8 protein-coding genes are annotated in these 12,666 nt (G+C 55.5%); 4 read left to right on the top strand and 4 right to left on the bottom strand.

Annotated features, from left to right (window positions below):
* Positions 1-160: 160 nt before the first annotated feature.
* Complete coding sequence (locus DW133_RS07765; RefSeq protein WP_118276087.1) at positions 161-1,153, bottom strand: hydrolase; 993 nt, start codon at positions 1,151-1,153, stop codon at positions 161-163.
* A 509-nt stretch (positions 1,154-1,662) separates the two neighbouring features.
* Here DW133_RS07765 and DW133_RS07760 point away from each other — a divergent pair.
* The gene (locus DW133_RS07760) at positions 1,663-2,724 is read left to right on the top strand and encodes a 3-deoxy-7-phosphoheptulonate synthase (protein WP_118276086.1); all 1,062 of its coding nucleotides are present in this window, start codon (positions 1,663-1,665) and stop codon (positions 2,722-2,724) included.
* A gap of 67 nt (positions 2,725-2,791) precedes the next feature.
* On the opposite strand, the gene tgt is transcribed toward DW133_RS07760, so the two are convergent.
* Positions 2,792-3,925 (bottom strand): tRNA guanosine(34) transglycosylase Tgt, encoded by a 1,134-nt coding sequence (tgt, locus tag DW133_RS07755; RefSeq protein WP_118276085.1) that lies wholly within the window; start codon positions 3,923-3,925, stop codon positions 2,792-2,794.
* Entirely contained in the window at positions 3,909-5,015 is a 1,107-nt protein-coding gene (gene queA, locus DW133_RS07750) for a tRNA preQ1(34) S-adenosylmethionine ribosyltransferase-isomerase QueA (RefSeq protein WP_118276084.1), read from the bottom strand. The genes tgt and queA overlap by 17 nt, the downstream gene beginning before the upstream one ends.
* 513 nt (positions 5,016-5,528) lie before the next feature.
* Here queA and DW133_RS07745 point away from each other — a divergent pair.
* Genes DW133_RS07745 through DW133_RS07735 form a run of 3 tightly spaced genes read left to right on the top strand, consistent with a single transcriptional unit; the run spans position 5,529 to position 12,360 of the window.
* Positions 5,529-6,752, top strand: coding sequence for an ATP-binding protein (locus DW133_RS07745; RefSeq protein WP_118276083.1), 1,224 nt, complete (start codon positions 5,529-5,531; stop codon positions 6,750-6,752).
* Between the two features lie 50 nt (positions 6,753-6,802).
* The gene (locus DW133_RS07740; protein ID WP_147408901.1) at positions 6,803-8,557 is read left to right on the top strand and encodes an autotransporter assembly complex family protein; all 1,755 of its coding nucleotides are present in this window, start codon (positions 6,803-6,805) and stop codon (positions 8,555-8,557) included.
* Positions 8,557-12,360 carry a translocation/assembly module TamB domain-containing protein gene (locus tag DW133_RS07735; protein WP_118276081.1) on the top strand — a complete coding sequence of 1,268 codons (3,804 nt, stop codon included), beginning with the start codon at positions 8,557-8,559 and terminating at the stop codon, positions 12,358-12,360. The genes DW133_RS07740 and DW133_RS07735 overlap by 1 nt, the downstream gene beginning before the upstream one ends.
* Positions 12,361-12,435: 75 nt before the next feature.
* Here DW133_RS07735 and DW133_RS07730 read toward each other — a convergent pair whose 3' ends face one another.
* Positions 12,436-12,663 carry a sulfurtransferase TusA family protein gene (locus DW133_RS07730; protein ID WP_118276080.1) on the bottom strand — a complete coding sequence of 76 codons (228 nt, stop codon included), beginning with the start codon at positions 12,661-12,663 and terminating at the stop codon, positions 12,436-12,438.
* Between the last annotated feature and the right edge of the window lie 3 nt (positions 12,664-12,666).

Below are 12,666 nucleotides of genomic sequence, written 5' to 3'. Positions count from 1 at the left end.
ATCGAGGCAAATCGTCTTGCTTCAGCAGTGGCAACGGATCTCGTCGCAAGAACAACATGCCCGGCCCTGCTTGCAAGAATTCGTAAATTACACCTACGAAAAAGCGCAAGAATTCGCTGATTCAGTCGACAAAAAATTGCATCGCGGCGTTTTTGCCCGCTCAAACGCTTTCAATTTTGGGTTCAAACACCGAGAAAAACCGCATGACGCGCTCGGGCAGGTAACCCAGGTCTCCGGGCGGATTGCCGCGGGGAAAGCCGATGTGACCCCCCTCTTCCGGTTGCTCAAGATAGACACAGTCGCTCACGTCCTTTTCCGTCGGCAACGCCCAGCGCGGCAGGAAGGGATCGTTTTTGGCGTTTAAAAGCAACAGCGGTCTAGTGACGTTTTTGAGATAGCGCTTGGCCGAGCACAAGGTCCAATACTCCATCGCGCTCTTGAAGTGATGGATCGGCGCCGTGTAGACACTGTCAAAGTCGTAGAGCGTTTTACAGCTCTTTACCTTGTTGATGTCAATGAGATCCGGGAAACGCTTGGCCTTGTCAATGAGCTTTTCCTTGAGCGTCGACAAAAACATTTCTTCGTAGAGCTTGTTGGCGCCGCGGCTCATGATTTCGCTTCCGGCCACCAAATCCACCGGCGCACCGATCGAGACGGCCGCCGTCAGGAAAGATGCGTCCTGCGGGCGTTCGCCCATGTATTTGGCAATGTAGTTACCGCCGAGGCTCACGCCGACCGCATAAATCGGCGCCGTAATGAAACGTTCGTGAACCGTCCTCAGTATCCAATCGCAATCGTCGCTGTCGCCGGCAAAGTACGCCCGCGGCAAACGATTGGGCAGACCGCCGCATCCTCTGAAATGCGCAACGACGCCTCGCCAACCGCATTTGACACACTCGTGCATCAGCGCTTCTGCGTAATGACTGTGAGAATCACCCTCCAATCCATGGAAATGCACCAACACCGGCGCGTTGAGCTCCATCGGCTCCGGTTCCGACCAATCCAACACGATGAAGTCTCCGTCGGGCATATCCACAATTTCTCTTCGATACTGCACGTCGGGTCGCGGGAAAAAACGGGCGGGAACGATGGTCTGAAGATGCGCTCCGGGCAACCAGCGGGGAGCCTTGTAGTCGGATTGAAGCAGCGGCATCGCGCAAACAAACGCAAAAAAATGGACTCAACAACGCGACCGGCGAAATTGTTTTTCGTCATCAGTCGCACCGAGGAGAAAACTTAACACGCGCTGACACAAAGGTTGAATCCAGCATTTTGAATTTTCGTTTCGACTCAGAGAAAAAATGTGACAATCTAAGCAAAACACCTGATCTTATTGGTGTTTTTGCGTTTGCACTTCGTCACAAGATCGAGTAGAGTAAGTCCCTGAGTCGGCCTGAAATACGAATCAGGCTCTGCTTAGAAAATCTGGAACTGCCTTTTTCAAATGCTTTACACGGCACGATTTTATTTCTTCTCCTTTTATTTCGCCCCCTCGGCGGAAGGAGTACGTGCGCACGCGTAACGCAAGCATTTGAAAGGTACTGCCAGCCGCCGGGAACGCAAAATCCGGCGGCTTTTTCGTACCGGGTTCTGCGTAATCAAGCCTCAGGCTCGCCGGCACAGACCGAACGACAAAATCCGATACCAAGGGAGATAGACATCATGCGCTACACAACCGACGACCTTCGCATCAAAGAGATTCGCGAACTGACGCCTCCGGCTCATCTCATTCGTGAATTCCCCTGCGAAGAGCCGTTCGCAAGAACCGTTCACGGCGCCCGAATGGCCGCTCACGAAATTCTGCACGGTCACGACGATCGACTTCTTGTAATCGTCGGCCCCTGCTCGATTCATGATCCCAAGGCTGCAATGGAATATGCGCAAAAGCTCAACGAAGAGCGTCGACGCTTGGCAGGCGACCTTGAAATCATCATGCGCGTTTATTTCGAGAAGCCCCGTACAACCGTCGGTTGGAAAGGTCTGATGAACGACCCGGATATGGACGGCAGCTGCCGCATCAATCACGGATTGCGCGTCGCCCGTGAACTGCTGTGCGACATTGTGGCTCTCGGCCTTCCCACCGGCGTCGAATACCTGGATATGATCACGCCGCAGTACATTGCCGATCTGGTGAGTTGGGGAGCCATCGGCGCACGCACAACCGAATCTCAGTCGCATCGCCAGCTTGCCAGCGGTCTGTCCTGCCCTGTCGGTTTCAAAAACGGCACCGACGGCAACATCAAGGTCGCCGTCGACGCCATCGGCGCCGCCGAACACTCCCACTCATTCCTGTCGGTTACCAAGGGCGGCATCTCGGCCATTGTCACCACGACCGGAAACGAAGACTGTCACATCATTCTCAGAGGCGGAAAAGAGCCCAATTACGACGCCCAAAGCGTTGCCAAAGCCTGTGAGATGCTCAAGGCCAACGGCCACCGCGAAATCGTAATGATTGACGCTTCCCACAGCAATTCCCACAAAATCTGCCGCGAACAGATCAATGTGGTCAACAACATCTGCGAGCAAGTTTCCGGCGGCAACAGTTCGATCATCGGCGTCATGATCGAGTCGAACCTCGTCGAAGGCAACCAGAAGATCGAACCCGACAAGCCCCTCGTCTACGGCCAGAGCGTCACGGACGCCTGTCTCGGCTGGGACGACACGGTCGTTTTGCTCAATAACCTGGCTCACGCCGTCCGCGATCGCCGCAGCCGTCTCCAGTAATCGGAACGTTCGAAAAAAAATTCCCCCGGCCAGCTTTCGATTCTGATCGGGGGATTTTTTTCTTTCGTCAGTCGGTTCCCTTGGCGCGGTCTTCGTAGAACTTCTTCTTCCAGGCGGCAAACGTGCCTTCTTCCAGAGCCTTTCGCATTTCCGCCATGATCGTGGCGTAGAAATGCAGATTGTGGATGGAATTGAGGCGTGCGCCAAGAATTTCGTTCACCTTCTGCAGATGGTGCAGGTAAGCGCGGGTGTAGCCGCGGCACGTTGCGCAAGTGCAGGAGGGATCGAGCGGACGGGTGTCGTTCTTGTGCTTGGCGTTGCGGATCTTGATGTCGCCGTAACGGGTAAAGAGCCAACCGTTGCGGGCATTACGCGTGGGCATCACGCAGTCAAACATGTCGATGCCGCGCGAAACGCCTTCAACCAAATCTTCGGGCGTTCCCACCCCCATCAAATAACGAGGCTTGTCTTCGGGCATCTGGTGCACGATGGCATCCATGATGGCAAGCATCTTTTCTTTCGGTTCACCAACAGACAAGCCGCCCAAGGCGTAACCGTGGAAACCGATTTCCTTCAGGCCCGCAAGCGACTCTTCGCGCAGTTTCGGGAACATGCCGCCCTGCACAATGCCGAAAAGCGCGTTGGGATTTTCGAGGCGATCGAATTCCTCACGGCTGCGCTTGGCCCAACGAAGAGACAGACGCATCGAATCGGCCGCTTCCTTTTCGGTCGCGGGACGGTCGCCGATCATGTAGGGCGTGCATTCGTCAAACTGCATCACGATGTCGGAATTCAGAACCTTCTGAATCTGCATCGAGACTTCAGGCGTCAAAAAGAGCTTGTCGCCGTTGATGGGCGAAGCAAAGCGCACGCCTTCCTCAGAAATCTTGCGCAATTGACCAAGGCTAAACACCTGAAAACCGCCCGAGTCGGTGAGAATCGGGCGATTCCAGTTCATGAAGCGATGCAGCCCGCCGTGCGTGGCAATGACATCAAGCCCCGGGCGAAGCCAAAGATGGAACGTATTGCCGAGGATGATCTGACTGCCCATGCCTTCGAGCTCGTCAGGCGTCATCGCCTTGACGGTACCGTAGGTACCCACGGGCATGAACACCGGCGTTTGCACCACACCGTGATTGAGCGTCATCACGCCGCGGCGCGCCGCCCCTTCCGTTTTCAAGACTTCAAACTGCAGCGCCATTGTTGTTCTCCGTTTCGTTGTGGTGGCGGGTTCTTTCCAGGAAACAGGCGTCGCCGTAACTGAAGAACCGATATTTTTCATCGATGGCGTGTCGATAAGCCTGCATGATGCGCTCCTTGCCGACCAATGCCGACACAAGCATCACCAGCGTCGACTTGGGCAGGTGAAAGTTCGTCACCATGGCGTCAATGACCTTGAAGCGATAGCCCGGCGCAATGAAAAGTCGCGTGTCCATCGTACCGGCTTCAACCGTTCCGTCATCTCGAGCCGCCGATTCGATCGCGCGCAGACTGGTGGTGCCCACGGCTACCACACGGCGACCTTCGCGCTTGGCCTGATTGATCGCATCTGCACACTCTTGGCTCATTTCAAACCACTCGGCGTGCATCTGATGCTTGGAGAGATCCTCCTCACGCACCGGCTGGAATGTGCCCGCGCCCACGTGCAGCGTCACGAAAGTTTCCTGCACGCCCATGTCGCGCAGATCTTTGAGAAGCTCCTCGGAAAAATGCAGGCCCGCGGTCGGCGCTGCAACGGCCCCCGGATACTTGGCGTACACCGTCTGATAGCGGCCTTCGTCGGCAGCCTGTGCGTCGCGCTCAATATAAGGAGGCAACGGAACCTTGCCCACGGCATCGAGAACGGTCAGCGCCGGCGCATTGAATGTGAGCTCAAAAAATTCGCCTTGACGTCCGCCCACGACGGCTTCATAGGAAACTGCGTTTTCACCCGTGAAGATCAGGCGGGAACCGGGCTTGGGCTTTTTGCTTGCGCGCAGCATGCTGATGACGGTGTTTTCGCCGGTCACACGTTCGATCATGGCTTCAATGGCGCCGCCAGTTTCCTTGACGCCGCGCAGACGAGCCTTGATTACGCGCGTGTTGTTCATCACGAGCAGATCGCCAGGGCGAAGCAAATGCTTGAGATCCGTAAAAACAAGATCTTCGATCACATCGTCGCTCACGTGCAGCAAGCGGGAAGCCGTGCGTTCTGCAAGCGGAAACTGAGCGATCAGTTCAAGCGGGAGATCAAAGTCGTAGTCGGACAAATGTTGTCCGTTGAGATAGGAAGGATGTAAATCGACAGTCATTTTGGCTTTACCGGCCAGAAATTAGAAATTGATAAGGAGCCCGCATTGTACAGAGCCGATCGACTTTGTGCTTGTTTTTCCTAGAAATTTTCCACACATGAACTCACACTGCCGTACACAGTCAACCAAAACAAGTGACAGTAAGCCACCTGTAGTCTCTCTTCTTGCTGTTGCAAATAGAAACATTTTCCTGTGTCAGACTTGTTGAGAATGATTCTTATTTGCGATATAGTTCCACCAACTGAGAAACACCTAGAGGCTTAAAGCCGAAGAGACAAGGGTTCGTTGGGGTCGAACCTGCTGCAAGCCTCTCACCAACGTTGTTCTCCTGGCGTTCGTGATGGTTTCTTAGGGTTATCTTCCTTGTGCGGTGACAGGTTTCAGGCTCCTGTCACCGCTTTTTTTCGTTTATTTTCAAGGCTTCTGCAATTTTTGAACGAAATCAAGAACGTACTCTTGATAAAATCAAGACCATACTCTTTATTTCATTCAATTCCACAAACATCCACGCCTATGTCTCTCAACTTTACGTACTTGCCTCGAACGATTGAAACCGTTATCAATCGGGCCAGTCAGCGCTACAAAGGTGTCATGGTGACCGGGATGCGACAGGTCGGCAAAAGCACCATGCTGCGCCGCATGCAGGGAGATCGCCGCTACGTCAATCTCGACCGCTATCAGGCTTTGGATCTGGCTCGACAAGCTCCGGATGCCTTTTTCAAGCAATATCCGATGCCTTTGCTGGTTGACGAATTTCAGAGAGCTCCCGACCTCGGTTTGGAAATCAAAGCCATTCTCGATGAAACGGACGAAAGAGGCCTGGTGTGGTTGACCGGATCTCAAAAACTCGGTCTCAGGAAAGCGGTCGCCGAAGCACTTTCCGGCCGCGTTGCATCCTTCGAGCTTTTTCCGTTCAGTCTCTACGAGCTGCAAGGCAAAGGCCCGGAGCAAAAACCTTTTATGCCGACCGGTGAGCTTACGCGCGGCTCGCTTGATCCGCTCACGGCGGAAGAACTCTGGAAAATCATCTGGCAAGGCTCCTGGCCGGAAGTGGTTCACGACGAGCCGGATCAACGAGATGCCTTTTTCGACAGTCTTTTGAGAACTTACATCGAAAAAGACATCCTTTCGACAGGAGTACGCCGTGTGGAGGATTTCGAGCGCTTCTTAAGCGTACTGGCAAGCCGCATTGGTCAGGAATTTGCCATCGGCGAAATCCAAAAAGCCGTCGGCGTTGCGGCGGAAACTGCCCGCGATTGGCTTAACGTTGCCGTCGCTACAGGCGTTGTCTATCTCTTGCCTCCTTTCTACGAAAACGTCGGCAAAACACTCATCAAGAAAAGCAAGCTTTACTTCACCGACACCGGCTTGGCTGCCTGGCTGTGCCAGTCTCCAAGTCCATCGGCTCTGAAAAACGCCTATAACGCCGGAGCGTTTTTCGAGAATTTCGTCGTCATGGAAATTGTCAAAAGCTGGAAGCACAACGGCAAAAAGCCTCTTTTCTACTTCTACCGCGATACTCGGCAAAATGAGATTGATCTTCTGATTCGCGAAGGCGACATTTACTATCCGATCGAAATCAAATCGACGGCTTCGCCTCAGCGCAAGATGCTCGACAATTTCGGCGTACTCAAAGGCGACACCATCAAGCGAGGTCCCGGCGCTCTGATCTGCACTTGCGATGAGCCTCGCTACCTCACAAGCGACGTCGTCGCCCTGCCGGTCTGGGCGCTTTAGCTAACAGTTGTTGCTGGAAAACCCGCAAATCCAAGCTAGACTTGGAGCGCTTGACAACCGTTTCCTTTACTTTCGGTACGCATTTGAAGAAACACCTCGTCCTTTGTCTGACGCTTTGCCCCCTTGCGCTCTACGCCGCCGACATTTCCATCCATTTCATCGGGCTCAATGATGAACTCACCGAAAATGTCCGCGCGCACCTGATGCAGCGCAAAGATGACGACGCCTACTCCGTGAGGCGCCGTCTGGTTTCGGCCGTCAAAGACGGCATCAAACCGTTTGGATACTACCGTCCCCGCGTCAAGATTGACCTGGTTCGCGCCGACTCGGGCGACGTCACGTCCGTCAATGTCATTGTGGATCCGGGCGAGCGCATTCACCTCACCGAGCCTCACCTCAATCTGCAGGGGCCCCTAACCAAGGAAACCGAATTTGATCTCGCCGTGCAACAGATTCCGAAAGCCGGAAGTCCTCTACTGCACAGCGACTACGAGCAATTCAAAGGATCCGTGCAGGCCCTGGCGTTGGAACTCGGCTATTTCGACGGCAAGTTTTCCAGACACAGCCTCAAGGTTTCGCCCCGTGAAGGCACGGCATACTGGGACCTCGCTTACGACAGCGGCAAACGTTACAAATTCGGGAAGGTGAGTTTTCAAAATTCGCAGATTGACGAAGCCTATCTTCGTTCGCTCATCCCGTTTAAAGAGGGGCAACCCTACGACTACAACACCTACGGCGATCTTTCCCGCAAGCTCACTGAAACCAACTGGTTCGGATCAGTGGTCATGTCCATGCAGTTTGACAAAGCCAGGCAAGATCCCGAACGCGTGCTCGACGTTGATGTCGCACTCACGCCCCGCAGTGAAAACCTGGTGGAAACCGGCATCGGCTACGCCACCGACATCGGCCCTCACGGAAAACTGTCCTGGACTCGCCCATGGCTCAACAGCAAAGGCCACAGTTTGACGGCCGCCACTGATCTTTCACCCGAAGAGCAGGAATTCGAGTTCAATTACAAGATTCCGAGTCAGTCCAATCCTCTCTCGGACTACTGGGCCCTGCAAAGCGGTTACAAGTATTCGACCCTAAACGACACGACTTCGTCGTCGACGGCCGTGTCCGCCGCCCGTTTTCAGCTGCTTGACTCAGGCTGGACGCGCAAGATTTCCGTCGACTGGCTCTACGACAACTTCACGCAGGGCAGTGATTCGTCAAATACGCAAATCATTTATCCCACCCTTTCGTTTTCGCGTACGCGGCAAAAAGGGGGCGTTCTGCCGACCTGGGGCGACACACAGCGCTATGCGATTTCGGTTTCCAACACCGCCTGGGGCTCCGACATCGACTTCGTACTGCTCACCGCGCAACAAAGCTGGGTTCGCTCGCTCGGGCCCTCGCACATCTTCATCGGCCGATGGTCCGCGGGTTGGATCGAGTCGGGAAGCTTTGATCAGGTGCCGCCCGATCTGCGTTTCTTCGTGGGCGGCGACTTGAGCATCCGCGGCTACGACTACGAATCCATTTCCCCGAAAAACGACAAGGGCGAACTCGAAGGCGGCTCAAAGATGTACACCGTTTCCGTCGAATACCAATACAACGTTACCGGCAACTGGTGGGGTGCAGTCTTTTTCGATGCCGGTCAATCGAGTCACGAATTCGATTTCGGAGACATCAAGAAGGGTGCGGGCTTCGGCATTCGCTGGCTTTCTCCCATCGGACTCGTCAAGCTCGACCTGGCCAAGGCCGTGGGCGACCCCACGGAGGACAGCTGGAAGATCTACTTCGGTTTGGGAGGCGCGTTGTGATGAGAGTTTCTCGTCTTTTGAAATGCATCGGCTTCGCGCTGGCCGTCCCGCTGGTGCTTTGTGTCGGTCTCGTTGTCTTTGCGCTCACCCCCTGGGGGCTGCAAACAGGCGTTTCGCTCGCGCAAAAGTTCCTGCCTGAGCTTAGTGTCGGCCACGTCAGCGGCACACTCTTTGATGCGGACATATCAGAAATTCGCTATCAGACGACGCCAGTAACTCTTGAACTTAAGCGAGTGCAGTTCTCGATCGCCAATCTGCGCCCGCTCGAACGACATGCCGACATCAGGAAACTCCACGTTGAAGGGCTCCGGGTCGCTCTCGCTGAAAACCAGGAATCCGCCACCGAAACCGCCGCCTCAGACAACGCACCGATCTTTCTGCCGTTTTCCGTTGCGCTCACGGATGTGCGTTTCACCGACACGCACGTTCAGTCCGATGCGTTTGATGTTGCGGTTCGTGACCTGTCTCTAGCCGCCTCTGCCGCCGGCGGCACGGTCACAACAGAGAACCTGAATATGGCGGGCATCTCCGTTCATCTGCCCGAAACACCGAAGGCTACCGATGAAAAACCTGAGCCGCTGGTCGAAACGTTAAACGCGCTTTTTGCCAAACCGTTGCTTGAGCCCTTTGCGGTGCCCGAACTGCCGCTTACTGTGGACGTAAAGGCGCTTTCGGTTTCCGATGTCAAACTCAACGACGAAACCGTGCTCGAAACGCTTTCGGCAACATTTACCGCCGCCCCTCAAAGCGTTCACATCGCCAAACTCGTCGCTGCGCATCCGGCAGTTGACGCCTCCGTTAAGGGAGAAATGACGCTCGGCGGCATCCCCAAAGGCAAACTGGACGCTGCCGTGACGGCGCGTCAGGCTCCTTTGTCCGCCTATCCGATCACGGCCGCCGCCACTTTTGATCTCACCTCCGAAACCAATCTGAGGCTTCAGACAACGTCGGCTCAAAAGATCCTGAACGTTCAGGCCAACATCGAAACCGCCAAAGCCAATCCTGCTTTCCGACTGGCTGTAACGGGCGACTTGGATCTGACTGCTCTCAAAGACTTGATCGGTACCGAAGGAGAACTTCAGAACATCGACGTTAAACTGGCGGGTACGTACGACGCCTACGATCTTTCGATTTCAACTCGCGCCGCCTCTGCCCTTCTTGCCCGACCTGCCGACCTTTCCGTCTCCGGTCAAGGAAAGAAAACCACATTGTCCGACCTTCGGCTGGATGCAAGCATCGGCAAAAACATGCTGCATTCCGCATTTCATGCCGCTTTGACCGACAAGAAGGCATCGGCTTCGGGCTCGGCCACGCTCTCCTGGTCCGACCTCAAGGATCTGGGCAAACTGCTCCCGGCAGATTCTCCCAAGACAAACGGATCGGCAGAACTTGCCTTGACGGCCTCAACGGCAGCAGACTTTGATCCCCGGTCTTTGGCCGTTGACATCACGTCACTTACGGTCAAAGCCTCGCTAAACGATGTGCCCTTCACGGCACAAACCACAGGTCACATTCAGGGCACGGACTCGTTTGCTGTCAAGAACTTGCTTCTGAAAGCCGACAACGCCTCTCTTGAGCTCGATACCGCATTGAAAAAGGAAACACTCTCCGGGGCATTTCGCGTCAGCGCACCCGACCTCTCGCGCATCGACAAAACGCTGCGCGGCAGTGTCACCGGTTCAGGAAAACTCACCGGTACGCTTTCCATTCCTCAATTGTCGGCCCAAATGCATGCCTCTTCGCTGCAGTTCGGAGACATGTCGCTTGCGCGCGCCGATGTTTCCGCTCAAGTCACGACAACACAGAGTAAAGGCGAGCGCCTTCCCAAGGCCGACGTAAAACTCAGTGCTGCCAATCTGTCCGCCTCTTCGGTTTCGTTCAAAACGATTTCCGCATCTTTCTCCGGCACGCAGTCCGTGCACACGCTGCAGGTGACAAGCAAGGGTTCTCCCGTTGCCATTGATGCGCGCCTCGACGGTCACCTCGACGAATCAGGAACTCATTGGAACGGAGAACTCGTCTCGGCAGCGCTCAAAACCGATCGCGGCACCTGGACGACTGCCGACAAACCGAAGCTTGCCTTCAACATAAACGCCTCGCAGGCCTCGCTCTCGCCGCACTGCTGGTCGAGCAATTCGCAAAATCTTGAAGTCTGTCTCAGGGAAGAACTTCACGCCGGCAAACAAGGCAGTCTCGCGCTTGACGTCAAAAACGCAGACTTTTCTCTCATCAAAGACCTCCTGCCGCCGGATCTTGATGTCAAGGGTCGCACGGATGCAACGGCAACCGTGAGCTGGACCGAACCCTCGCCCGAACACGCCGTCGCGCATGTAGAAGTGGCCGGGCGCGGCATTTCGGTGACGGCCGAAACGAACGGTTCGCGTCAAACGCTGCACTTCAAAGAAACGAAATTGTCCGCCGACTTCAAACCTCAATCCGCGCAGATCCAAAGCACGGTGTCACTTAAAGACGGAGGCGAATTGAAAGCCGACATCGCCGTAGCCGATCCTCTCACAAAGCGTCAGCTCTCAGGCTCCGTGACGGTCGACGATGTGCAACTCGCTCAGTTCAATCCCGTGCTTGCCTCGCTTTCGCCTCAACTCTCGGCAAGCGGAACCCTTTCGGCCGAACTGCAGCCCCGAGGCACATTGCAAAAGCCCGCGCTTTACGGCGATATCAAGCTTGACGCTTTTGCCGCACAAGGTCAGGCCGTGCCGCTTGACATGAAGCCGTCCAACGTCACGCTGCATTTCGAAGGCGATCAGTCGGAACTCATCGCCGATCTTCAGACCGCCCAAGGCAAGATCAACGTCACCGGCAACGCAAAATGGAGTGACCCGGAAAACCCGACGGCTCGCGTTGCCGTCAAGGGCGACAAAGTGCGCGTGAGCCTGCCGCCTTACGTCACGGCGCATGTCACGCCCGACGTGCAGGCGAGCATCTCGCTGCAAAACCTCAACCTTTCAGGAAGCATTCAGATCAACCAGGCGCGCATCACCGTCAACGACCTGCCTACCGGCGCCATTTCCGCTTCGGCCGACGAAGAAATCGTCGAAGCCAATCAGGTAGCCGTTCGCGTCCGCACCCCGCTTCAGATCGAAAGCTCTCTTGTGATCCATTTGGGCGATGAGGTCAACCTAAGTGCCTTCGGCTTAAAAAGCGAACTGCAAGGCGATGTGACCGTTGCGCAGAACGATCAGAATCTGGGCTTGAGCGGCACCATCAAACTGGTAAACGGCACCTTCAAAGCCTACGGTCAGGACCTCGTGATCAACAAAGGCAACCTGACCTTTGCCGGCCCCGTCAACAAGCCGATCCTTGACTTTGAGGCCATCCGCAATCCGGACGCCATCGAAGACGACGTCACGGCGGGCATCCGCATCAAGGGGCCGAGCGACGCACCTCAAACGGAACTCTTCACGGATCCCGCCATGTCGCAGGCCGACGCCATCTCCTACATCATGCGCGGCCAAGGTCTGAAGACATCCAACGACGGTGACAACTCCATGCTCACCTCGGCGCTTCTGGGCATGGGCCTTTCCCAGACCGGTCAGCTCGTTTCGGGCATCGGAGAAATGCTTCGCATCAGCGACCTGAACGTATCGACTTCGGGTACGGGCAACGACTCTCAGGTGGTCGTCAGCGGCTACGTTCTGCCCGGACTGCAAGTAAAGTACGCGATGGGCATTTTTGACTCCATCGCCACGCTGACGCTGCGCTACCGACTTCTGGCCCGACTCTTTGTGGAAGCCAGTTCCGGCGCCGCGCAAAGTCTCGACGTGCTCTATACGTTCGAGTTTTAGACGCCACAAAAAGAACTTCGGCCTTCGCCGGTCGTCCCGACAAAGGCCGAAGAATGTGCCGAAATTTCAGGCGTCTCAGTGTTCCTTACGAATCACGTGACGCGTCTTACCTTGCTCGTCCGTTTCCTGACTCACCACGGTGTGCCCGCCCTGCGTGCAGAAGACTTTCAAGTCCTCGATCGCATGCGGATCGTCGGTGAGCACTTCAAGCGCCTCACCGACCTCCACATCCTTGAGAGCCTTTTTGGCTTTGAGCACCGGCTGCGGGCACTTCATCCCGCAGCAGTCCAGCGTTGCAGTCATGAT

This window comes from Sutterella sp. AM11-39 (assembly GCF_003472385.1).
GTDB lineage: Bacteria > Pseudomonadota > Gammaproteobacteria > Burkholderiales > Burkholderiaceae_F > Duodenibacillus > Duodenibacillus intestinigallinarum.
This window is presented reverse-complemented; position numbering and strand designations above follow the sequence as displayed.

Coding starts and splice junctions, on each gene's coding strand:
- queA (WP_118276084.1), bottom strand. CDS start 5,015: ATGACTGTCGATTTACATCCTTCCTATCTCAACGGACAACATTTGTCC.
- DW133_RS07735 (WP_118276081.1), top strand. CDS start 8,557: ATGAGAGTTTCTCGTCTTTTGAAATGCATCGGCTTCGCGCTGGCCGTC.
- DW133_RS07730 (WP_118276080.1), bottom strand. CDS start 12,663: ATGACTGCAACGCTGGACTGCTGCGGGATGAAGTGCCCGCAGCCGGTG.
- tgt (WP_118276085.1), bottom strand. CDS start 3,925: ATGGCGCTGCAGTTTGAAGTCTTGAAAACGGAAGGGGCGGCGCGCCGC.
- DW133_RS07765 (WP_118276087.1), bottom strand. CDS start 1,153: ATGCCGCTGCTTCAATCCGACTACAAGGCTCCCCGCTGGTTGCCCGGA.
- DW133_RS07745 (WP_118276083.1), top strand. CDS start 5,529: ATGTCTCTCAACTTTACGTACTTGCCTCGAACGATTGAAACCGTTATC.
- DW133_RS07760 (WP_118276086.1), top strand. CDS start 1,663: ATGCGCTACACAACCGACGACCTTCGCATCAAAGAGATTCGCGAACTG.